This is a genomic window from Salibacter halophilus (assembly GCF_008806325.1).
GTDB lineage: Bacteria > Bacteroidota > Bacteroidia > Flavobacteriales_G > Salibacteraceae > Salibacter > Salibacter halophilus.
In genome coordinates this window covers 78,139-100,274 of record NZ_WACR01000010.1, presented here as the reverse complement: position 1 = coordinate 100,274, position 22,136 = coordinate 78,139, and the positions used below count along the sequence as shown (strand labels likewise).

The window sequence follows — 22,136 nt, the reverse complement described above, 5'->3', positions numbered from 1 at the left end:
TAATGTTTAATTTCGTAATCCGTTTAGAAACGCGAGAATCGAATAAATGGAAGATCAATTAATCCGCGAAGGCGAATTCGAATACGTAGAGAAAGGGGACGGCCCTGTCATCATTTTATTGCATGGATTGTTCGGGGCTTTGAGCAACTTTGAAGATGTGATTGACCACTTTAGCGAAAAATACAAAGTGGTTATACCGATCATGCCTCTTTACACTTTACCGATTATCAATACCAACGTAAAAAGTCTTAGTAAATTCATTCACAAATTCATTGAACACAAGGGATATGACAAGGTGAATTTATTGGGAAATTCACTCGGTGGTCACGTTGCATTGGTTTACATGACCAGGCATCCTGAGCGTGTGAGATCTATGATTTTAACCGGTTCTTCTGGCCTTTACGAAAATGCAATGGGTGGCAGCTTTCCGAGAAAAGGTGATAAAGAATACATCAAGAAAAAGGTTGAAGTCACTTTTTACGATCCAAAGCACGCTACTGACGAGTTAGTGGATGAATGTTTTGAAATTGTCAATGATAAAAACCGCCTGATTCGTATACTTTCTTTAGCCAAATCAGCTATTCGTCACAACATGGCGAATGATCTTCATAAAATGGATGTTCCGGCTTGTTTGATATGGGGTAAGAATGACACGATCACTCCTCCAGAAGTTGCTCAGGAATTTCAGGACAAATTACCTCAGGCAGATCTTTTTTGGATTGACGAATGTGGTCACGCGCCTATGATGGAACACCCCAGGCAATTCAACGAAATTCTGGAAAAATGGCTGGATAAGACTTTTGGTGATGCTGATTAAAAAAGCAGAGTTCATCAAGAGCAGCAAAGGGTTGGAGGATGCTCCTCCTGAATCACTTCCGGAATACGCCTTTATTGGGCGGTCTAATGTTGGCAAGTCTTCTTTGATCAACATGCTCACTGAGCAAAAAAACCTGGCCAAGACATCAGCTAGCCCGGGTAAAACACAATTGATCAATCACTTTGAAATCAATGAATCCTGGAACCTGGTTGATTTACCGGGATATGGTTATGCGAAAGTTTCCAAAAAGATGAGAAACGATTTCAAGCGCATGATCTATAGCTATCTTGAAAAACGAAAATCACTCATCGCAACTTTTGTCCTGTTAGATGCCCGCCACGAACCGATGAAGGCCGATTTAGACTTCATGCAATGGCTCGGAATAAAGCAAATACCGTTTGTGATGGTTTTTACAAAGATCGATAAGATTGACAGCAGTGCATTGCGTAAAAACCTCAACGCTTACCGCAACAAAATGCTGGAAACGTGGGAGTTTTTACCTGACAGCTTTACCACCTCAGCCGTGAGTGAACACGGCCGAGATGAGATTTTGAATTACATTGACCACATCAATACTGATTTGGCAAAAGGTTAATTTTCACTCGGTTTAATAATCTCCATTTTCATACCCCAGTCCTGTGCGAACTGTCGGAGTTCATCAGCATGATTATTCTCACCTGTTGCGCGAGCAAACGCATCGCTCATTGTCAAAATTGACTGGTAAACGAAGAGCTTCATATCATCCACCGTCATGTCTTTGGTCCACAAGTCAACACGCATGGTGTTTTGCTCATTTGAATCCCACATCGAAAGCATTGTAGCATCGCAGTTTCCTTTTTCTCCTGTGTCTTCTGCTTCCCATGTTATGTTTTCAGGAACATTATTTTCATCTAATTCTATGTTGAACTTGATCTCACTTTTCTTACCCATTACTTCTTCGGTTTATATTTAGATTTCTGTAATATCATTTGATAATTTTCGAGCTTCATGAACTCTTTCAAAGTCATATCAGGATGTTCGTCAATAAACGCTCTCGCTATTTGCCATCCTACCCAATATCCAACTCTGCCGGGAGACTCACGTGGCATTCCGGGTGTGAACGGTCCTTCAGAAAGGTAGGTTCTGACCGCTTCCTTTTCATTGCTGTAAAGCACATTTTGATCCATCATTTTGCCCCAAATCGAGAACTCACTGTTCTCACACCATTCTATTTGCTTTTTGGTATAGCCGATTTTCAAGTAATCTGGTGACTTTGGAAAAACAGCATCCATTACAACAAGTCCTTTTCCATACTCGATCATTTTTGAGAGAATATTCTTTTGTTTTTGAGGATCGCCAAACTCACTTAAAACCCAGCCTCGCAGAGCATCATAAGGCAAATATTCAGCATTCATCCTTTCAACACGATATCTAGGTAATGGAACCTTTTCATAGATTTCATGGTCAGATCCGAGATACATATCCAAACCAACTCCAAGTGTAGAATCAGTAACAGCAGCGTTGTAGCTAAACCCACCCACAAAAGAAACGACATTAGGAATGTATTTCTCAGGAAAATGATGGTGGTAATAAGCGTAGGCTTTTGATATTTTTTTTTGATAAGGGTCTACTGAAGGAAATTTATCCTGAATAGCTTTATTGAGTTTTTGAATGTATTCATCGTGAAGATAGTCATCTACCGGAAATGCAATTGCCGGATCTGTTGGATGACCTAGTCCAAGAATATTAACTAGATAACGCGTATAAAACTCCCCGTATTCAGCACTTAGAGAATCATTGACCGAGTCAATATTACGGCCTTTCATCGAGAAGAAGTCCTGATCGAGACGCTTCCACTCTATCGGTTCTGACTGTTGCTCAAGTTTAACATCCCAACGATTATCGTTACAGGCTGTTAAAATCAATACCAAAAATATACCTTTGACAACGTGTTTTAAACACAGACGGGAAGCAAATTTCCTGTTCATAAATTGAATTTAATTACGCAAAATTATGAAACCAATCAACGTAGTAAAGCACTCTGCTGCGATTGCCTTTGTTTTGTTTTCCTCAGTATTTGCAATCTCGCAGGATAACGAAGATGTAAAAACCGCAAGACTTGGCCTCAACCTGTCACCTAACCTGGGTTGGATTTCACCAGATAACGATGGTTATTCTGGAGAAGGCGTAAAGTTGGGTTTACAATACGGATTATCAATGGACTTTGTGCTTTTTAACAACCCTAATTATTATTTAGCAACTGGTGTCAAACTCAGTCATATTGGCGGAAAGTTGAGTCACCCTGATAGACCAAATTACCTTGGTGAGGATAATGATCGAGCAAGAGGTGTATCAGAAGCAAATTACAGTTTGCGTTATGTTGACGTTCCATTCGCAATTAAATTAAAGACTAATGAAATTGGCTTCGCTTACTATTACGGACTTTTCGGTTTAGAAGGTGGAGTAAACATCAAGGCTGAGGCCGATTACGATTACACCGATCAAAAAGGCAGCAGCGCTGAACTCAAAGATGTTGATGTCAAAGATGATGTAAGTCTCTTTAGAGCTGATTTAGTTTTTGGTGGTGGTATGGAACGTACGCTGAGTGGCAACACCAGAATCGTTCTTGGAATTCACTACCACAATGGCTTCACCAATATTGTAAACGGTAGATCTTATGATTTAGAGTCTAATGGTAGCTTCTCAAAAGATCAGGAATTGAAAAACCGCCAGCATTTTGTAAAACTCAACATTGGAATTACATTTTAAGTGATGCAAGCAAAAAAGGTCATTGATCATATTCAATCCTGGTTACTAAATTATGTTGATCAGGCCGGAGCAAAAGGATTTGTTGTTGGAGTTTCAGGTGGTATCGACTCAGCTGTTGTGAGCTCACTTTGTTCCCGTACCGGAAAGGATGTGATTTTAATGGAAATGCCTATTCACCAGGCTCACGACCAGGTTTCGAGAGGAAAAAAACATATCGAGTGGCTCGAAAAAAAGCACGACAATGTTTCGTCAATTGATATGGATCTGACTCCTTCTTATGATAAGTTTGTGAGAGCGCTTGAAAAGAATCAGGACATCAATTCACATACAGATTTAAAATTCCACACACTTTCAAATGTTCGCAGCAGGATGCGAATGGTTTCTCTTTACGCTGTGGCGCAACTGAACTCGCTCCTCGTTTGTGGAACTGGTAACAAAGTTGAAGATTTTGGCGTAGGCTTTTTCACTAAATACGGTGATGGTGGAGTCGATCTATCTCCCATTGCCGATTTGATGAAATCTGAAGTTTACGAATTAGGAAAAGCTCTCGGTGTCAACAAAGACATCCTCACAGCACGCCCAACAGATGGCTTATGGGATGACGGAAGAACTGATGAGGACCAAATTGGTGCCACTTATGATGAACTCGAGTGGGCGATGAAGGTTCAACAAAAGCACGGAGACAATCCACCCGAAAATGTCTTTGAAAACAGTCGTCAGGAAAACATCTGGAAAATTTACCTGGAACGACACAAAGCTAATACTCACAAAATGAAACCAATCCCAGTTTGTGAGATTCCCAAAGAGCTGATGAAGTAACCCTTATTGGTGATACCATGTATTTGGACCTGCAATTAAAGCATCCAAATCCCCTTCGCCTTTTTCTTCAATAGCCAACTCAACCTGATTGCTCAATTGATCTTCATAAGTTGGTCGGTTTTCGCTGTAAATCACACCAAAAACTCTAGGCAAATCTGCAGATTTATCATTGTCAAAAAACTGTGACAGAATATAAGCTACCGTTCTATCTGACGGATCGTGAACCAAACAATCATCAACTGAGTATTCATCACTGGTCAGATCCACAACTTTAGGTTTCAATCCATCCAGCACAATTCCTTTCTTATCCTTGTGGAAAGTCATCGGTTTTCCGGCTTCAATGAAAAGTGTATTTTCATCTTTCAAGCCCCTATCAGTGTAAGCGTTGAAAGCTCCGTCATTAAAGACAGGGCAATTTTGATAGATCTCTACAAAAGACGCCCCCTTGTGTTCATCTGCCTGGAGAAAAATATCTTTCATGTGTCTCGGTTCGCGATCGACAGTTCGTGCGATAAAACCGGCATCAGCACCAAGAGCTAGAGAAATAGGATTAAACGGATGATCGATAACTCCCATCGGGCTCGATTTAGTGTGGCTTCCTTCAGGGGTAGTTGGAGAATACTGTCCTTTCGTCAAGCCATAAATTTCGTTGTTGAACAACAAGATATTTGTATCAATATTTCTGCGCAACAGGTGAATCAAATGATTTCCCCCAATCGAAAGACTGTCTCCATCTCCCGTAATAATCCAAACGCTCAAATCAGGTCGAGCAGTTTTTAATCCGCTTGCAATAGCCGTTGCTCTACCGTGAATACTGTGCATTCCATAAGTATCCATGTAATACGGGAAGCGAGACGAACATCCAATTCCCGAAATAAAAACTATTTCCTCTTTGGGCTTTCCGGTTTGAGCAACTGCGCTCTGAACCTGCTTCAAAATCGCATAATCGCCACAGCCGGGACACCAACGGATTTCCTGATCACTCGCAAAATCTTTCGCCTTGTATTTCTTTTCCTTCACTTCACTCATCACGCATAATTTTCTTTGACTGATTCTACAATTTCCGCTGATGTAAATGGAATACCTTTGATCTTATTCAGTGGAATACATCGCTTGTTGTATTTCGATTGTATAATATGAATAAGCTGACCATCATTCATTTCCGGCACAAGTACCTTATCAAATTTGGTCAAAACCTCACCCAGATTTCGCGGCATAGGATTCAAATAGCGTAAATGTGCGTGTCCCACATCATAATCATCTTTCAGAAGATCTTCAACAGCCGTTTTCACAGCTCCGTAAGTTGATCCCCAGCTCAGTATGAGAACTTTTCCACTGTCAGATCCATTGTCGATTTCCTGTTCCGGAATGTAATCGGCAATCTTATCGATTTTCTCGGCTCTCAACTTCACCATTTTTTCATGGTTATCAGGATCGTAACTCACATTTCCGGTAAGTTCTTCTTTTTCCAGTCCGCCTATTCGATGTTCTAATCCTTCAGTTCCGGGAATAGCCCATTTCCTAACGAGTTTTTCATCGCGGGCATATGGCATGTATTCTTCTTCAGTTTTTTCAGCATATAGAGGCTTGATCGGTTTTAGAGAAGAAGCTTCAGGGAATTTCCACGGTGAAGCACCATTCGCGATGTAACCGTCACTCAACAGCATAACCGGAGTCATGTGTTCTACAGAAATACGCACCGCTTCGTAAGTCGCTTCAAAAGCTTCCTCAGGGCTACGAGCAGCAACAACCGGAATTGGAGCTTCTCCATTTCTACCGTAAACAGCCTGGAGCAAATCTGCCTGTTCTGTTTTCGTTGGGAGTCCTGTACTGGGTCCTCCTCGCTGAACATTCACCACAACAAGTGGTAATTCCAACATAATTGCTAAACCAATAGCTTCGGTTTTCAGTGCTATTCCGGGACCTGATGATGCCGTTACACCTAGCGCTCCACCAAACGAAGCTCCAATAGCAGACGTAACCGCTGCAATTTCGTCCTCAGCCTGGAAGGTTCTGACCGAAAAGTTTTTGTGTTTAGCCAGTTCATGTAATATATCACTTGCCGGAGTGATTGGATACGATCCGTAAAACATTTCGAGTCCGGCTTTTTTGGCTGCCGCTATCAAACCAATTGCAACACCCTGATTTCCCATGACGCTGCGGTAAGTTCCCGGCTCCAATGAAGCGGGTTCAACCTGATATCGAGAGGTAAACGCTTCACTTGTTTCACCAAAGTTGTAACCTGCTTTGAGCACTGAAACGTTGGCATCAATAACATCGGGAAGTTTGGAGAACTTTTCTTTGATGTAATTTTCAGTGGACTCTAATGAGCGGTTGAACATCCAAAAAAGAAAGCCGAGGACAAACATATTTTTGGTTCTGAGCTTTTCCTTTTTTGTAAGAGGCGAATCTTCCAAAGCCGCCATCGTGAGCTCGGTGATGTCCACATCATAAACCATAACATCTTCAAGCCTCTCACTCTCTAGTGGATTTTCATCTTCGCAGTTAGCTAGTTTGAGGTTTTTACTGTCAAACCCGGCAGTATTGGCAATGAGGATTCCGCCCTTCTTGAGCTTATGCATATTGGCTTTGAGAGCCGCTGCATTCATTGCTACAAGGACATCAGCAGCATCGCCCGGAGTGAAAATCCTGGAGCTACCAAACTTCACCTGGAAGCCTGACACTCCATTTACTGTACCTTGCGGAGCACGAATCTCAGCAGGGAAGTTGGGGAATGTACTTATATCGTTTCCAAAGAGAGCATGAGTAGAGGTAAATTGATTTCCTGTAAGTTGCATTCCATCACCGGAGTCTCCGGCAAAAAGAACGGTAATCTGCTCTCTTTTTTCTTTTACTTCAGCCATAAATATTCAACTGTTTGCGACAAAATTAGTCATGCCGGCAATCAGAAAACATGAGGTTTAGCAGGACAAGAACTAACTTTCATTGAGTGCGAAATTAACCGCCTCAACACCCTTAATTTCAGGAACCTGACGCATGATCGTATCTTTAACGCCCTCAGTAAATGTCATCCTGTTCATTGAACAGTTTGTGCAGGTACCTTTGAGCTCAACCTTAGCGATCATGTCATCAGTGATCTCTGCCAAAAAGAGATCGCCACCATCTTCTTTGAGAAATGGGCGAATTTGCTCCATGGCCTTTATCGTTCTTTCGTATATCTCTTCTTTGTTTGCCATAGTCCTATACTTTAGACATCTTCTTCTCCTGAAGCGTGCGTACAACCTCTTCAGTAAATTTCATCAGCTCTCGTGCCTGGATTGTATCGCCCTGTAAAACAGCCGGCCTACCAGCGTCACTCGCCTCACGTATGCTCTGTACCAACGGGATCTGACCTAAAAGGTTTACGTTCAAATCCTCAGCTAAATTCTTGGCTCCATCTTTACCGAAAATGTGGTAACGCTTATCTGGCGCATCTTCCGGAACGAAGTAGCTCATGTTTTCTACGATTCCCAACACCGGCACATTGATGTTTTCGAGTTGAAACATCGATACACCTTTCTTGGCATCACTCAAAGCTACCGCCTGAGGTGTACTCACAACAATTGCTCCGGTCAGTGGAGCTTCATTGACAAGCGTCAAATGAACATCACCTGTTCCCGGAGGAAGATCGATCAACATGTAATCCAAATCGCCCCAGTGAACATCCTGGAACATTTGCTGAAGTGCTTTTGTAGCCATGGGACCACGCCAAACAACTGCCTGCTCAGGATCAGCAAAAAAGCCTATCGAGATCATTTTTACACCCCACGGACTTTCAACCGGAGTCATCATCCTGCGACCATCAACTTCCACCACGCCCGGTTTGTCGTGAACAACATCAAACATCATGGGCATTGACGGACCGTAAATATCGGCATCGATCAATCCCACTTTGTAACCTTTTTTCACTAATCCGGCTGCGAGGTTTGCCGTAACGGTTGATTTACCAACGCCTCCTTTCCCTGAAGCTACTGCAACAACATGTTTGACTTTAGACATGTGTTTGCGTTGTTCAGGTTCGCGATCATTTGGTTTTTCGCTCAACGGTTTTACCTCGATGTGTGCATCGATATCTTCAGAAACGTGCTGCTTCAAATAATGCTCACAGGCATCAACAATTCGCTTTCTATTATGCATAGCCGGATTGTTCACCCGGAGTACAAACGCCACATTGTTTCCTTCAATCTTTATGTCAGATACTAAATTCGCTTCAATTAAATTCTTCTTGAGATCTGGCTCTATGACATAGGAGAGCCCTTCCTTAACCTGTTCCTCTGTAATCATCTTCTTTTGCGACATTTGTTCGCAAAATTAAGGATTATTCGACAGTTATTTAGACTGATTTTAAAGAAGTTCTATTTAGGAAACTTTTCCAAGCACAACCATTTGCTCGAGAGTAGGCTTTTCAACTCCGCCTTCTTTTTCAAGAGTAATAGCAAATGCATCTGCTTTAGCTGTTGCTAGCATCTCCTGGATAGTTCCGGCATCTTCACTTTCGATCATCCCTTTGCTGATTGGTTGATCTCCATCAAGCGCCCAAAGTTGATATTGCTTTCCTTCTGGAGGAGTTGGCAGTCCTGATACATTTATGAATACCGACTCAGCATCTTTGTTCCAGTGTATTTCAGCATAGCTGGAGTTGAATTTTTCAGTCCCTTTAAGTGGAATTCTTTTATAGTCAGATCCGGTTAAAGCATTCAATCGTCTGTCAACCTTTGCTAATTGATTCTCACGTTTCTCGAGTTTTTCAAGCGCTCCTTCGAGCTTTAACGATTGTTCCTCAACCTGATCAGCGAGTTTTTCGCTCTCGTTAAATTGCCAGTATGAGAGACCTAGACCCAGAATGAACAAAAAGGATGCTGCAACAGACCAGTAAACAAGGCTTTTATTCCGGTTCTGACCACGACCTGCATCGAGTCTTTCTTCCTGCGTTTTATCAATGGCTTTTTCCTTTACGGCTTCCATTACCGGTAGTTGTTCCGTTTCACGAACCTGAGCGAGAATTTTCGCTTTGAGATCTGACGGTGCTTTTTGGGCATGAGCTTTTGCGTACTCATCGAGGTTTTGCTGAACGCTTTCGAGCTCTTCCTTCAGTTCGGGATAGATAGAGGTAAGACACTGAACCTCCTGCCTCTCCTGATCACTAACCTGACCGAGAGCGTAAGCTTCAAGTATTCCTGATTCTATGTATTCTTTTACATTCACCCTACTGAAAATATATTTTTTAAATCTTTTAGTGCGTTTCGCATTCTTGTTTTCACGGTTCCAAGCGGCAATTCCATTTTCTTTGAAATCTCAGCTTGTGTGTAACCCCCAAAATAAGCCATTTCGATTAGCTCTCGCTTTTCCTGATCGAGAGAATCTACTATTTCTCTCAACCCAACATGGTCGATGTTTGGATTTGTAGAATGCTGTCGATCAATAAAATTTACGCTTGAATCGAGGTTTTGGATTTCTCCCTTTCGCTGTTTTGATCGAAGTTCATCGATAGCACGGTTTCTCGTTATGTTAAGACACCATGTAAACAGTTTTCCTTTTTCTTTACTGTAACGCTTTCCGTTTTTCCAGATTTTCACAAAAGCTTCCTGAATAATATCTGAAGCCAGGTCATCATCGCGCACAATCCTCAACACAACTCCGTAGAGTGCATCGGCATAATGATCATACAGCAATTCAATTGCATGTTCATTGCCTTCAGCTAAAAACTGGGCAATTCGCTTTTCTATGCTATTTAGTTCTTCCCGACTCAATTGCCCAAATCTACATAAAAATAATCACCGCTTTTTCAGATTTTTTTGGGTTGCGAAATCCAAACTCAAAAACTGAACGTAGGTATGCCGAATCAAAATTTTTAAACCGATAATTATGAATTACGCAAAATTATTTTCTCTGGCAGTTTTAGCACTTGCACTCGGAAACTGCGACAAAGATGACGATGATGACAACATGCCAACTCCTCAACCAAAGGAAACGGCTTCAATGACTGTCAATGATCAAACAACTTCACAAAACATGGTTGAAGTTGAGTTAGCAGATGTACCAGCCGATGGGTGGATTGTGATCCACAAAGATGATAACGGGAGCCCGGTTGTTCCTGACATCGTTTCAGAACCAAAATTCATCCAGGAAGGTGAAAACATGAAAGTAAAAGTTGCTTTCAACGATGAAACAACTCTTATGGATGGCGAAAAAGTATGGGTTATGCTTCACGAAGATACAGGCATGCCTCAACAGTATGAATTTGACGGGCAAAGTGGTGAAGATGCTCCATTTACAAAGAACGGGGATCCTGTGATGAGTCAAATCACCATTGAATCGGCTAGTATTATGGTATCAAACCAGGCGGCAACAAATAACATGGTGACAATTGACCGTGTGGTAGCAGCTCAGGACGGCTGGTTAGTAGTACACAACGATGACGGAACCGGAAATATCGTACTTCCCGATATCATTGGTAAAACAATGGTTGAAAAGGGTGTAAACACTGATGTACAAATTCAGTTAGACCAAAATGTAATGCTTCAAAGTGGGCAAAAACTTTTCCCGATGCTCCACTTAGACAACGGCCAAATTGGCGTTTACGAATTTGACGGATCAGGAGAGTTTGATGGTCCGGAGATCTTCGGAAATGAAGCGTTTCCGAACAACGTAATCTTCACTTCATTTGAAGTAATGTAATTCCCTAAGCTGCAAACTAAGCCACAACGGGAAGGGCCGACTACTCGCGAGAGTGTCGGCTTTTTTTTATTCCATGCTCAGCTCTTTCATCGGGTCCCAGAACAGTTTTTCAAACTCAATCACTTTATCATCCTCAACTCGCACACCTTCTTTCTCGAGTTTTTGTTCCATTTCCAATAAATCAGGAAAGTGGTGTTTTCCGGTCAGAACGCCATTCCTGTTCACTACCCGGTGAGCCGGAACCTCTACACTTGCCGAATGTGAAGCATTCATCGCGTAGCCTACCATTCGCGAACTGCGCGGAGCTCCAAGGTATTTAGCAATCGCTCCGTAAGATGTTACTCTGCCTCGCGGAATTTCACGAACTGTCAACCAAACAGATTCAAAAAAGTCGCTATGTTTTTTTACATCACTCACTCTTCAAGCTGAAAGATAATGTACTTGATCTTAAATCCTTTCTCGCTGAAAATACCTTCATAATGCGTTTTGATACTCAAAATTTCCTGCACACTCTCATCGAAATTCTCCATACCTTTTCCATAAAGGTCATTCGTTTCAAAAAGTAGCTTGAATCCGTGTTCTTTTATTTGCTCAAGCGTGTATTCGTACAGTGGAGTATTGTCTGTCTTGAGGTGAACGAGTCCGCCCTTTTTCAAAAACCTCTTGTAGCGATCAGTAAACATTTTTCCTGTCAACCGTTTTCTTTCTCTGCGCTCCTTGAGTTGCGGATCGGGAAAAGTGATCCATATTTCATCGACTTCACCTTTTTCAAAAAACAAATCGATGAAATCGATTCGGGTTCTGAGGAAAGCTACGTTTTTCAAATTTTCATCGAGCGCTGTTTTAGCTCCTCTCCAAATGCGGGCTCCTTTAATATCGACACCCAGAAAATTTTTATCAGGGAATTTTCGGCCCAAACCAACCGAGTACTCACCTTTTCCACAACCCAATTCCAACACGAGTGGATTTTTATTTTCATAAACTTCCTCGTGCCACTTACCTTTCAAATAGTGGCTTTTAAAGTTTCGTTCACCTTCATTTTTGATTTCGTGCAGAGCAGGCTCAATGGTATTGGGGAATTCCTTCATTTGCGCAAAGCGGGCTAACTTCTTTTTTCCGGGCATAACTTTCAATTAATGCCGCAAAAATAGCAGACTCATTTTGATTGGGTTCGCTATTTTTGACAAGTGGCAAAAGAACCGCACATATTAGTCGCCCCGTTGAATTGGGGCTTAGGACACGCCACGCGGTGCATCCCTATCATTCGAGCTCTGACCAAAAAAAATGTAAGAGTTTCCATCGCTGCTGAAGAACATCCAAAAGCTCTGCTGGAAAAGGAATTTCCCGATTTGGAGTTTTTCGATCTTCCGGGTTATCAAATCACTTATCCATCGGGTGGCAACATGGCGATTCACATGGTCAAGTTGATGCCTAAAATTTTAAAAGGAATCAGTGAAGAACGCAAAGCGCTTGAAAAACTTATCAGGGATAAAAACATCGATGGCGTGATCAGTGACAATCGTTTTGGCCTGCACACCAATCTCGTTCCCACGGTTTTCATCACGCACCAGGTTATGATCAAAAGCGCCTTTGCCGAATCAATTATTCAAAAGCTCAACAGGCGATTCATAAGCAAGTTTGACACGTGCTGGATTCCGGATTACGAAGGTGAACCCAACTTATCTGGCGATTTGAGTCACCGCTATGAAAAACCAAAAGGAGCCAGTTTTATTGGTCCGCTCACGCGTTTTTCACAGTCAGAACCACAAGAACCCGACATAGAGGTGCTAGCCATCATTTCTGGCCCTGAGCCACAGCGGACTCTTTTTCAGCACATTGTACAAACCGAGCTGGAGATTTCGAATTTGAAGTCAGTGATGGTCATTGGCAAAGCGGAGCAACCGCAACATTTAAAGCTGGAAAACATTGAAGTCCGCTCGCACGCTACAGCCACAGAACTCGAGGACCTCATCAACCGATCGAAGTATCTTGTAACGCGATCGGGCTATTCCACTTTGATGGATTTAGCAGCTATGGGGCGGTCAGCGATTATGATCCCAACTCCCGGACAAACAGAGCAGGAATATCTCGCACAATATCACATGGATCGCAAGCACTATTTCGCCATCGATCAGGATCGGTTCGATTTGGAAGAAGCCATAAAATTCTCAACTGATTTCAAAGGTGTTTACCTTCCTCCAACGCCTGAAAAGATGGGGGAGGCTATTGAGGAGTTTTTGGCTAAGGTATAAACTGCTTTTTCAACCAGTTTAAATTCAGTTCTGTCTTAACTTCCAACTCTTCACACTTCCTGTGCATCTTCGATTGAAAATCTGAAAAGTTTTTGTCATCATGGAAAGGGCTGTGATTTGCAGCTTTTGAGAGTTTCTCAATTTCGCTGACGATTTGCTTTGTTTGATCAGAGAAAAAGTAATTATTCACCTTTCCCCAAATAAAATCGATGGCCTGTTCATTAGGATGCACCATATCTTTAGCGAAAAACCGATAATCGCGTAATTCATCAATCACCCATTCGTAAGAAGGGAAATAATGAACTTGCTCAAAACTTTCTTCAGCCAAACAGCAAACATCAAGTAGCCTTCCTTTTGAGCGATTATTCTCTACAAATCCATCCTTCAAATGCCTTACCGGGCTCACTGTCAACACTACCTGGACTTCAGGATTTAGAGCCTGTAATTTCTTCAGGCAAGCATCCAATGCATGTTGAATTTCTAGCGTTTCCAATAATCGTTTGGTGAAAATATTTTGTTGTTGTTTGTGACAATTAGCAACGACTTCACCTGTTTCATCGAGTTCGTAAACCCAGGCCGTTCCAAATGTGATGAAAATTGTGTGTGCTTCTTTTAATCGTTCTTTCAGTTGAGCTTGCTTTGTTTCGAGTAGTTTTTTCAATTCACGATCAGAGCCGGCCGAAACTCTGGAGTGCGCATCATAACTGAACCAACGGTTGGCGGACTGGAGAAAATGGCTCTGACCAAAACTTTCATTCTCAATTGCTTTATTGATGTGATCGAGAATCGTTACAGGGTTAAAAATTACGCCAAACGGATTTTCTAAAATATCAAAACCTGCATTTCGCATCTTAGCTCCAATATTTTCACTGAAGCAAGATCCCAAATGCAACACTTTATCGTGATGCGTAATAGGGTCGAGGTTTAGTTTTGGGTGAAATTCGGTTCTGAACGAAGCGCTCATAATCATCATTTTCTTTACGCAAAGCTCGATTTTTTTAAAAAAGTAACGGTAGTTAGCCGTTTGCCTTTTACATTTGCGCTAAACTTTTTCAAAAAAATCAAATCAAATGGCTGAAAAACAGACCATCACGGTAGCTCACGGAGACGGAATAGGCCCAGAAATAATGGATGCCACGCTCAAAATTCTTGAAGCGGCAGGTGCGCAATTGAATTACGACAAAATTGCAATTGGGCAGGATGTATATCTCAAAGGAGTTACTTCAGGTATTGAAGAAGGTGCCTGGGATAGCTTGCGTAAAAACAAGATCTTTCTTAAAGCTCCTATCACCACTCCGCAGGGTGGCGGATTTAAAAGTTTGAACGTTACTGTTCGCAAATCGCTTGGTCTTTTTGCTAACGTTCGTCCATGTAAAGCTTTTACTCCTTTTGTGAGTTCAAACTTCCCTAACATGGATCTGGTAATCGTTCGCGAAAACGAAGAAGATCTTTACGCTGGTATCGAACACCAACAGACTGAAGAGGTTGTTCAAACACTCAAGTTGGTTTCTCGCCCTGGTATTGAAAGCATCGTGCGTTATGCATTTGAATATGCTCGTGTAAACAACCGCAAAAAGGTGACTTGCATGACTAAAGACAACATCATGAAACACACTGATGGCTTGTTCCACAGCGTTTTTGATGAAGTCTCAAAAGAATACCCGAACATCGAAGCTGATCACATGATCATCGATATCGGATCGGCTAAATTAGCTGATAACCCTGAAGATTTTGATGTTGTGGTTACACTCAACCTTTATGGTGATATCGTTTCTGACATCGCTGCAGAGGTTGCAGGATCTGTTGGACTTGGCGGTTCTGCAAACATCGGTACTGATGTTGCTATGTTTGAAGCAATCCACGGATCTGCTCCTGACATTGCAGGAAAAAATATTGCAAATCCATCAGGATTGCTCAACGGTGCCATCATGATGCTCGTTCACATCGGTCAAACTGATGTTGCCGAGAAGATCGAAAATGCATGGCTCAAAACACTTGAAGACGGCATTCACACCGGTGATGTATATCAGGAAGATATTTCTGTGAAAAAAGTGGGAACTCAGGAATTTGCTGATGCAATTATCGAACGTCTTGGTCAGACCCCAACAAAGTTCGAGATCAAGAAATACGACACTGATGCTGACCCGATGAAGGTTGAGCGCAGACCAACTAAAAACTATCGCAAGAAAGAACTCAAAGGTGTTGATGTATTTATCGACTGGATTGAGAACGATAGAGATCCTGATGTAATTGGAAAAGGTCTTGAAGATTGCCAGGGAGATACTCTAAAGCTCAAGATGATCACCAACCGCGGTGTAAAAGTTTATCCTGGTGGTTTACCGGAAACTTTCAAAACAGATCACTGGCGCTGTCGATTTGTAGCACAGGATGAGAACAAAGAACTCACTCACGCTGATATCACTCAACTATTAGACAACATCTCTAAAGCTGGTTTTGATTTTATCAAGACTGAACATCTTTACACTTTTGATGGTGATAGAGGTTACTCTCTAGGTCAGGGTGAATAAGATAAATCTTATCGATCATAAAAAATCCGCTTCGTTTGAAGCGGATTTTTTTATGCGATCTATTGAGGTTTAACTTTTTTAAGTGTGAAAGAGAATGTAGAGCCTTCTCCCTCCTGAGAGCGGACATTGATTGTTTGCCCGTGAGATTCGATGATGTGTTTCACAATTGCAAGGCCGAGGCCAGAACCTCCCTGGTGGCGAGATCTTGATTTGTCAACCCTGTAAAAGCGCTCGAATAATCTTGGAAGATGATCGGGAGCAATTCCTAAACCATTGTCTTCAACCTCAACGAGGATATTTTCATCCATATCGTAAAACTTGATGCGCGTTTCGCCATCCTCTTCCCGGCCGTACTTTATGGAATTCATAATTAGGTTGGTCAGAACCTGAGAAATTTTACTCCTGTCAGCTTCCACCCAAACAGGCATTTTGGGATCTCTAACAGTGAGCTTCACATTACTTTCTTTAGCTCTGAACTCGAGTTCTTTCACCAAATCATCCGTCAATTTTATCAAATCGAATTTTGTGAATTCCATCCTTCTCTCACCCGATTCTAACTTGGTGATTTCATCGAGCTCATTGATAAGATTCGTTAGCCTTTCCAGGTTGCGATCAGCTCGTTCAAGATAATCCCGATTGATTTTTGGGTCTTCCAACCCGCCTTCTAATAAGGTAAGTAAATACCCCTGGATACTGAAAATAGGAGTTTTGAGTTCGTGAGATAGGTTTCCTATAAACTCTTTCCGAAACTGTTCCTGCTTTCTAAGCTGCTCAATTTCTTCTTTATTACTCCTCGCCCATTCTTCAACCTCAGTGTTCACCTGGCCCAACACATCTTTACTCAAATCGAGATCTTCCATATTTCCCGATTGAGTTTTAAACCGGTGGATCGTTTTGTAGATGAGCTTAATTCTGCGGTGAATAAACTTTTCAATTCCTGTATTAACTGAAACCCAGGCAACAGCAAAGATCAGAATTATAGTAATCCCGTAAATGAGCCATGGCTCCCAGGAATCTGTAAAAAGCAAAAAAGCCGGCAACATCAGCACACCGGCAATAACAGCAACATAAAGCGCTGTAATGAACGCTATTTCGCGAGGCGTTCTATTCTTCATTAAACTTCAAATTTATAGCCTACTCCTTTAATTGTTTTAATGTACTTATCACCAATTTTCTCTCTCAACTTACGAATATGTACATCAATTGTACGATCTCCAACTACGACATCTTCACCCCAAACAGATGATAAAATAGTATCGCGATTGAAAACTTTACCCGGAGTAGAGATCAACAGAGACAGCAATTCAAACTCTTTTTTAGGAAGGTTTAACTCTTTACCAGATTTCGTTACAATATAACGATCTCTATCGATAACAAGATCGCCAACCACGTTTCCTTTTGGTTTATCATCAGAGGTTGTCCCTCTTCTCAACATCGCTTTTATTCTACTGGTCAGAACACGGGGTTTAACAGGCTTGATAATGTAATCATCAGCTCCTGCATCAAAACCTGCAATTTGGGAGTAATCTTCTCCACGAGCAGTTAAGAAAGTTACGAAGGTGTCTTTCAGTGAATCTATCTTACGCATCTCGGCACATGTTTCAATGCCATCCATTTCAGGCATCATAACATCAAGAATAATAAGGTCTGGATGTGTCTTTTTTGCGATAGCGATCGCATCGCGTCCGTTATCAGCTGTTTCAACTTCAAATCCTTCTTTTTTGAGGTTGTAACTGATGAACTCCAGGATGTCCTGTTCATCGTCAACGATTAAAATCTTTTTATTGTCCTGACTCATAGTGATTTAATGTAATTAATTAATCCTGGCGACAAAATTATTTCAAATGTACCCTTTTATATTAAACACGTATTAACATAGCTTTAATTTGAAGGTAACACAGCTTCAACACCTTTGCAATCAACAAAAAGCGGGTTTGGATCTGACCAAAAATTGCGCTAGTTAACATTAAGGAAACACTTCTTTAAATGTAAGATAAAAGCACATTAAAGTTCAAATAAAAAGACAAGCCTTCTTTTGCTCGCAAATCATAAAACAAAAAAATCTGTCACAGATGAAGAATTTAAAATTACTTTCAATGCTCGCTTTCGCTGCGGCTTTCACTTTCACATCATGCAGCGATGACGATGATGACGATCCAACACCAACACCTTCTACTGGTAACAGGGTGATTGAAGAAAACATCACTTCTAACACAACCTGGAGAACAGGAAATGTTTACGAATTAGGAAGCAGAATTTCTGTAACGAATGGTGCAACACTTACTATTGAGCCTGGTGTTATCGTTAAAGGACAAGCTGGTAGCGGTGCTAATGCAACTGCTCTAGTTATTGCAAGAGATGCTGAAATCATTGCAAACGGCACTCCTGAACAACCAATCATTTTCACTTCAGTAGCTGATGAAATTGAGCCGGGTATGATCATGAGCCCTAACCTTGATCCTAATCTTAATGGTCTTTGGGGTGGATTAATTGTACTTGGAAATGCTCCAATTTCAGCTGATGCTCAAGCTGTACAAATTGAAGGTATTCCACCATCTGACCAAAACGGCCTTTACGGTGGTAGTGATGCTAATGACAGCTCTGGAGAGTTGAGCTACATCTCTATTCGTCACGGTGGTTCTAACATCGGTGAAGGAAACGAAATCAACGGTCTTACTCTTGGTGGAGTAGGTAAAGGAACTCAAATTTCTAACATCGAAGTTGTTGCTAACCAGGATGACGGTGTTGAATGGTTCGGTGGAACTGTTGACGTAACAAATGTTATAGTTTGGAACGCTGGTGATGACGCTATCGATACTGACCAGGCATGGGCAGGAAGCCTTAGCAACTTTGTAGTTGTAGCTGGTGAAGATACTGATCACGCAATGGAAATTGATGGTCCTGAAGGAACTCTTCTTGATGGTCACACAGTTAGCAACGGTACTATTAAAGGTGCTGAAAATACTGAGCTAGGTGATTTCAGAGATGGTGCAAGAGGTTCTTTCCAAAACATCTATTTCTACAACTTCCCAAATCCTGCTGACGATGGTAGAGGTGATCTTTCTCTATCAGGTACTGGAACTCAAACAAACTTCACAACTGGTGATCTAAGTTTCTCAAACCTTGAGGCTACACTTCCTTCTGGTGCTACATTAACTGACGTATTCAAAGACGGTACTGATGCTAATGCTACTAATGTTGGATCTGGTGGAAACACTGTTGGAGCTGATGCTTCTCCATTCCAAAATTGGACTTGGACTTCATTAAGTGGTGAGTTATAAAATTGAATGATTTATATAACCAAGATTAATTAACTATAGGTAACTCGCAGGAAAATTTCCTGCGGGTTATCTTTTTTTAATGCCTTAAACAGATGAAATTCTTCACGACAGTTTTTTTAGTTTTTGTGACGGTAGGGCAATTAATTGCTCAAACAAGCGGTATAGCTGGTAAAGTCTTAGATGGCGCGACTGGTGAACCTCTCTTTACAGCTAACGTAGCTGTAAAAGGTACCACTACAGGTACAACAACAGATTTTGACGGTAAGTATGTACTCAACCTTGACCCGGGCACTTACAACATTCAGTACAGCTTTATCGGTTACGCACCTGTTACAATTACAGGTGTTGAAGTTAAAGAAGGAGAAAAGACAGTTCTCAACCCTGTTTCTCTAAAACAGAAGTCTCAACAATTAAAGACTTATACGGTAACTGCTGAATCTAACAAGAACTCTGAAACAGCTATCCTTACGATGAAGCGAAAATCAGAGAATTTACTCGATGGTATTTCATCGGCCAGTTTCAAGAAAATTGGCGACTCTGACGCTGCTTCATCAATGAAGCGTGTAACAGGAGTTTCAGTACAGGGCGGAAAATATGTTTACGTACGCGGGTTAGGTGATCGCTACACGAAAACCATGCTCAACGGACTCGATGTTCCTGGACTAGATCCAGATCGAAATACTCTTCAAATGGATATCTTCCCTACTGATGTTATCGACAATATTGTAGTCAACAAGTCTTTTGTAGCAAACTTACCTGCTGACTTTACGGGGGGTGTAGTCAACATCACGACTAAATCATTCCCAGACGAAAGAGAAGCAGGAATATCTGTAAGCGCTGGATATAACCCAAATTTTCACTTCAATTCAGACTACCTTACTTATCAGGGAAGTTCCACTGATGTTCTCGGTTTTGACAATGGTAAACGAGATATTCCAGCTGAGAAAAACATACCTCAGTTTGCTGATGTTGTGGGAAGCCCAGATAGTGAAGAAGGTCAGCGTTACCGTTCTATCATGAATTCTTTCAATCCACAGATGGCCACAATGAAACAAATGAGTTTGATTGACTTTGGAGTTGGTGGTCATTATGGTAATCAGGTTAAGAAGGAAAATGTAACCCTTGGGTATAACTTCATGCTGAATTACTCGAATAAAACTGAATTTTACGAGGACGCTGAATACGGAAGATATGGTTTGAGCGCAGATCCTGATGTATATGAAATGGAAACACGAGAGTATCAAAAAGGTAGCTTTGGTGTTAATAATGTCCTTGTGAGTGCGATGGGTGGTTTTGCAATAAAAACTGATAATGCTAAATACAAACTCAACTTGCTCCATTTACAGAATGGTGAATCTAAAGCAGGGCGTTTCATATATGAAAACTCTGATCAGGGAGCTGTTTTTGATGCTGAACAACACAACCTTGAATACAGCGAACGCTCACTATCAAATGTATTAATCAGCGGTGAACACTTTTTTGAAGAATCTGATTGGGAACTGAATTGGAAATTATCACCAACTTACTCATCTATGGATGATCCTGACATCCGATTTACTCGCTATCAAATACGAGATAATGATTATGCAATTGGTACTGAAGTTGGTTTTCCTCAAAGAATATGGAGAGATTTGGATGAGGTTAACATCAGTAGTAAAGTTGACCTCAAGAAGGACTTCACTATACTAGGTGGAAAGTCAAACCTTAAATTTGGTGGAGCATACACTTACAAAGAAAGAGACTTCACTATTCGCAACTTCAACATCAATGTTAGAAACGTACCTCTCACTGGTGACCCCGATGAATTGTTTTACGATGAGAACCTTTGGCCATACCAGGGTAACATAAATAGAGGTGTTTCTTACGACCCTATCTTTATCCCTACAAACCCCAACGATTACAACTCTAATGTAAATTACGCTGCAGCTTATGTTTCTTCAATGATCAGACCCACAACTGATTTATCAGTATCGCTTGGTTTGAGAATGGAAAACTACGTTCAGCGTTACACCGGACAAGATCAGTTAGGTACTCGTGTCCTCAATAATGAAGAGGTTCTCAACGATCTCGGGTTTTACCCATCGGTTAACGTGACTTATGCTCTTAATGACAAACAAAACATCAGAGCTTCTTACTCTCAAACAGTTGCACGTCCATCATTCAAAGAACTTTCTTATGCTGAGATCTACGATCCATTAACCGGTCGTACTTTCATCGGAGGTTTGTTCAGAGACGCTGATGATGCAAGAGGCGTAGAATACTGGGATGGTGATTTAACAAGTTCTTACATTCAAAACGTTGATTTGCGATGGGACTTCTTCCCAACTTACAGTCAAACAGTTTCTGTTGGCGCATTCTATAAATCTTTTGACGACCCTATTGAAATTGTTCAGTTTGCTACTCAAGCCGGAGCTTTCCAACCGCGAAATGTTGGAGATGGAGAGGTTTACGGTGCTGAAGTTGAGTTGAGACAAGGTTTGGGAATCATCACAGACAAACTGGAAAACTGGAAAGCTACAGCTAACGTAACACTCGTTGAATCACGCATTCGTCTTAGTTTGACAGAATATGAAAGTCGTGTAAACAATGCCAGAACCGGACAGGAAGTTGATCGATACAGAGATATGGCCGGACAAGCTCCGTACATCATCAATGCCGGTGTTTCTTATTCCGGTACTGACAGCAGTGGTATATTCAGCAACTTTGATGCTGCGTTGTTCTACAATGTTCAGGGCCCAACTCTTCAATACACGAGTATTGTTGACCGCCCAGATATTTACACAGTTCCTTTCCACAGTTTGAACCTCAACACTTCAAAGAAATTTGGAAAAGACAATCAAATGCAGGTTGGTCTTAAAGTTTCAAACATACTCAACGACTACCGCGAATCGGTATTCAAATCTTACAAAGCAGAAGATCAATACTTCACAAGACTTCGCCCTGCAACAACAATCAGCGCGAGTTTCAAGTATGAATTCTAACATATCTAAGCCCAAACAACTATAAATCAAAA

General features: G+C 41.5%; 22 protein-coding genes. 9 read left to right on the top strand and 13 right to left on the bottom strand.

The window, feature by feature from the left end; all coding sequences use genetic code 11:
- The first annotated feature begins 46 nt into the window (after positions 1-46).
- Together F3059_RS11860 and yihA are read left to right on the top strand one after the other, a co-directional pair.
- Positions 47-817: an alpha/beta fold hydrolase gene (locus F3059_RS11860; RefSeq protein WP_151169536.1), complete on the top strand. Its 771-nt coding sequence runs from the start codon at positions 47-49 to the stop codon at positions 815-817.
- Positions 807-1,412, top strand: a complete 606-nt coding sequence (gene yihA, locus F3059_RS11855) for a ribosome biogenesis GTP-binding protein YihA/YsxC (protein WP_151169534.1) — start codon at positions 807-809, stop codon at positions 1,410-1,412. The genes F3059_RS11860 and yihA overlap by 11 nt, the downstream gene beginning before the upstream one ends.
- Here yihA and gldC read toward each other — a convergent pair.
- The gene (gldC, locus tag F3059_RS11850; RefSeq protein ID WP_151169532.1) at positions 1,409-1,747 is read right to left on the bottom strand and encodes a gliding motility protein GldC; all 339 of its coding nucleotides are present in this window, start codon (positions 1,745-1,747) and stop codon (positions 1,409-1,411) included. The two genes, yihA and gldC, sit on opposite strands and share 4 nt — an antisense overlap.
- A complete protein-coding gene (gene gldB / locus F3059_RS11845; protein WP_151169530.1) occupies positions 1,747-2,727 on the bottom strand; it encodes a gliding motility lipoprotein GldB in 981 nt (326 codons plus the stop codon). The genes gldC and gldB overlap by 1 nt, the downstream gene beginning before the upstream one ends.
- Before the next feature lie 82 nt (positions 2,728-2,809).
- Between gldB and F3059_RS11840 the strand changes: the two genes are divergently transcribed.
- Together F3059_RS11840 and nadE are read left to right on the top strand one after the other, a co-directional pair.
- Positions 2,810-3,565 carry an outer membrane beta-barrel protein gene (locus F3059_RS11840; protein ID WP_151169528.1) on the top strand — a complete coding sequence of 252 codons (756 nt, stop codon included), beginning with the start codon at positions 2,810-2,812 and terminating at the stop codon, positions 3,563-3,565.
- Between the two features lie 3 nt (positions 3,566-3,568).
- Positions 3,569-4,384 (top strand): NAD(+) synthase, encoded by an 816-nt coding sequence (nadE, locus tag F3059_RS11835; RefSeq protein WP_151169526.1) that lies wholly within the window; start codon positions 3,569-3,571, stop codon positions 4,382-4,384.
- 3 nt (positions 4,385-4,387) lie between these two features.
- Here nadE and F3059_RS11830 read toward each other — a convergent pair whose 3' ends face one another.
- The 6 genes from F3059_RS11830 to F3059_RS11805 all read right to left on the bottom strand — a co-directional run bounded on the left by F3059_RS11830 (position 4,388) and on the right by F3059_RS11805 (position 10,134).
- Entirely contained in the window at positions 4,388-5,413 is a 1,026-nt protein-coding gene (locus F3059_RS11830; RefSeq protein WP_151169524.1) for a 2-oxoacid:ferredoxin oxidoreductase subunit beta, read from the bottom strand.
- Positions 5,413-7,248 carry a 2-oxoacid:acceptor oxidoreductase subunit alpha gene (locus F3059_RS11825; RefSeq protein WP_151169522.1) on the bottom strand — a complete coding sequence of 612 codons (1,836 nt, stop codon included), beginning with the start codon at positions 7,246-7,248 and terminating at the stop codon, positions 5,413-5,415. Before F3059_RS11825 ends, F3059_RS11830 begins: the two co-directional genes overlap by 1 nt.
- A gap of 72 nt (positions 7,249-7,320) precedes the next feature.
- Positions 7,321-7,581 (bottom strand): NifU family protein, encoded by a 261-nt coding sequence (locus F3059_RS11820; protein ID WP_151169520.1) that lies wholly within the window; start codon positions 7,579-7,581, stop codon positions 7,321-7,323.
- A 4-nt stretch (positions 7,582-7,585) separates the two neighbouring features.
- Entirely contained in the window at positions 7,586-8,683 is a 1,098-nt protein-coding gene (locus F3059_RS11815; protein ID WP_151169518.1) for an Mrp/NBP35 family ATP-binding protein, read from the bottom strand.
- 60 nt (positions 8,684-8,743) lie between these two features.
- A complete protein-coding gene (locus tag F3059_RS11810; RefSeq protein WP_170265169.1) occupies positions 8,744-9,589 on the bottom strand; it encodes an anti-sigma factor in 846 nt (281 codons plus the stop codon).
- On the bottom strand, positions 9,586-10,134 hold the full coding sequence (locus F3059_RS11805) for an RNA polymerase sigma factor (protein WP_223274608.1): 549 nt from the start codon (positions 10,132-10,134) through the stop codon (positions 9,586-9,588). Before F3059_RS11805 ends, F3059_RS11810 begins: the two co-directional genes overlap by 4 nt.
- Before the next feature lie 115 nt (positions 10,135-10,249).
- Here F3059_RS11805 and F3059_RS11800 point away from each other — a divergent pair, with 115 nt between their 5' ends.
- Positions 10,250-11,062, top strand: coding sequence for a DUF7282 domain-containing protein (locus tag F3059_RS11800; protein WP_151169514.1), 813 nt, complete (start codon positions 10,250-10,252; stop codon positions 11,060-11,062).
- 66 nt (positions 11,063-11,128) lie between these two features.
- Here the strand turns inward: F3059_RS11800 and F3059_RS11795 are convergent, their stop codons facing one another.
- Positions 11,129-11,479, bottom strand: a complete 351-nt coding sequence (locus F3059_RS11795) for an MGMT family protein (RefSeq protein WP_151169512.1) — start codon at positions 11,477-11,479, stop codon at positions 11,129-11,131.
- Entirely contained in the window at positions 11,476-12,186 is a 711-nt protein-coding gene (gene trmB, locus F3059_RS11790) for a tRNA (guanosine(46)-N7)-methyltransferase TrmB (RefSeq protein ID WP_151169510.1), read from the bottom strand. Before trmB ends, F3059_RS11795 begins: the two co-directional genes overlap by 4 nt.
- Positions 12,187-12,249: 63 nt before the next feature.
- Between trmB and F3059_RS11785 the strand changes: the two genes are divergently transcribed.
- Entirely contained in the window at positions 12,250-13,314 is a 1,065-nt protein-coding gene (locus F3059_RS11785) for a glycosyltransferase (protein ID WP_151169508.1), read from the top strand.
- Here F3059_RS11785 and F3059_RS11780 read toward each other — a convergent pair.
- Positions 13,304-14,278: a GSCFA domain-containing protein gene (locus F3059_RS11780; RefSeq protein WP_170265168.1), complete on the bottom strand. Its 975-nt coding sequence runs from the start codon at positions 14,276-14,278 to the stop codon at positions 13,304-13,306. The genes F3059_RS11785 and F3059_RS11780 overlap by 11 nt on opposite strands.
- Positions 14,279-14,384: 106 nt before the next feature.
- On the opposite strand from F3059_RS11780, the gene F3059_RS11775 reads away from it, so the two are divergent.
- The gene (locus tag F3059_RS11775; RefSeq protein WP_151169504.1) at positions 14,385-15,842 is read left to right on the top strand and encodes an NADP-dependent isocitrate dehydrogenase; all 1,458 of its coding nucleotides are present in this window, start codon (positions 14,385-14,387) and stop codon (positions 15,840-15,842) included.
- A gap of 59 nt (positions 15,843-15,901) precedes the next feature.
- On the opposite strand, the gene F3059_RS11770 is transcribed toward F3059_RS11775, so the two are convergent.
- On the bottom strand, positions 15,902-16,957 hold the full coding sequence (locus F3059_RS11770) for a sensor histidine kinase (RefSeq protein ID WP_151169502.1): 1,056 nt from the start codon (positions 16,955-16,957) through the stop codon (positions 15,902-15,904).
- Positions 16,957-17,640 carry a response regulator transcription factor gene (locus F3059_RS11765; RefSeq protein WP_151169500.1) on the bottom strand — a complete coding sequence of 228 codons (684 nt, stop codon included), beginning with the start codon at positions 17,638-17,640 and terminating at the stop codon, positions 16,957-16,959. The genes F3059_RS11770 and F3059_RS11765 overlap by 1 nt, the downstream gene beginning before the upstream one ends.
- A gap of 274 nt (positions 17,641-17,914) precedes the next feature.
- Between F3059_RS11765 and F3059_RS11760 the strand changes: the two genes are divergently transcribed.
- Both F3059_RS11760 and F3059_RS11755 read left to right on the top strand, forming a co-directional pair.
- Positions 17,915-19,123 (top strand): hypothetical protein, encoded by a 1,209-nt coding sequence (locus F3059_RS11760; RefSeq protein WP_151169498.1) that lies wholly within the window; start codon positions 17,915-17,917, stop codon positions 19,121-19,123.
- A 92-nt stretch (positions 19,124-19,215) separates the two neighbouring features.
- The gene (locus tag F3059_RS11755) at positions 19,216-22,104 is read left to right on the top strand and encodes a TonB-dependent receptor domain-containing protein (RefSeq protein WP_151169496.1); all 2,889 of its coding nucleotides are present in this window, start codon (positions 19,216-19,218) and stop codon (positions 22,102-22,104) included.
- Positions 22,105-22,136 lie beyond the last annotated feature (32 nt).

Bases quoted from the DNA above. Each gene is read 5' to 3' on its own strand.
- F3059_RS11860 (WP_151169536.1), top strand. From the start codon at position 47: ATGGAAGATCAATTAATCCGCGAAGGCGAATTCGAATACGTAGAGAAA.
- yihA (WP_151169534.1), top strand. From the start codon at position 807: ATGCTGATTAAAAAAGCAGAGTTCATCAAGAGCAGCAAAGGGTTGGAG.
- gldC (WP_151169532.1), bottom strand. From the start codon at position 1,747: ATGGGTAAGAAAAGTGAGATCAAGTTCAACATAGAATTAGATGAAAAT.
- F3059_RS11840 (WP_151169528.1), top strand. From the start codon at position 2,810: ATGAAACCAATCAACGTAGTAAAGCACTCTGCTGCGATTGCCTTTGTT.
- nadE (WP_151169526.1), top strand. From the start codon at position 3,569: ATGCAAGCAAAAAAGGTCATTGATCATATTCAATCCTGGTTACTAAAT.
- F3059_RS11830 (WP_151169524.1), bottom strand. From the start codon at position 5,413: ATGAGTGAAGTGAAGGAAAAGAAATACAAGGCGAAAGATTTTGCGAGT.
- F3059_RS11825 (WP_151169522.1), bottom strand. From the start codon at position 7,248: ATGGCTGAAGTAAAAGAAAAAAGAGAGCAGATTACCGTTCTTTTTGCC.
- F3059_RS11820 (WP_151169520.1), bottom strand. From the start codon at position 7,581: ATGGCAAACAAAGAAGAGATATACGAAAGAACGATAAAGGCCATGGAG.
- F3059_RS11815 (WP_151169518.1), bottom strand. From the start codon at position 8,683: ATGTCGCAAAAGAAGATGATTACAGAGGAACAGGTTAAGGAAGGGCTC.
- F3059_RS11800 (WP_151169514.1), top strand. From the start codon at position 10,250: ATGAATTACGCAAAATTATTTTCTCTGGCAGTTTTAGCACTTGCACTC.
- trmB (WP_151169510.1), bottom strand. From the start codon at position 12,186: ATGCCCGGAAAAAAGAAGTTAGCCCGCTTTGCGCAAATGAAGGAATTC.
- F3059_RS11780 (WP_170265168.1), bottom strand. From the start codon at position 14,278: ATGAGCGCTTCGTTCAGAACCGAATTTCACCCAAAACTAAACCTCGAC.
- F3059_RS11775 (WP_151169504.1), top strand. From the start codon at position 14,385: ATGGCTGAAAAACAGACCATCACGGTAGCTCACGGAGACGGAATAGGC.
- F3059_RS11770 (WP_151169502.1), bottom strand. From the start codon at position 16,957: ATGAAGAATAGAACGCCTCGCGAAATAGCGTTCATTACAGCGCTTTAT.
- F3059_RS11765 (WP_151169500.1), bottom strand. From the start codon at position 17,640: ATGAGTCAGGACAATAAAAAGATTTTAATCGTTGACGATGAACAGGAC.
- F3059_RS11760 (WP_151169498.1), top strand. From the start codon at position 17,915: ATGAAGAATTTAAAATTACTTTCAATGCTCGCTTTCGCTGCGGCTTTC.
- F3059_RS11755 (WP_151169496.1), top strand. From the start codon at position 19,216: ATGAAATTCTTCACGACAGTTTTTTTAGTTTTTGTGACGGTAGGGCAA.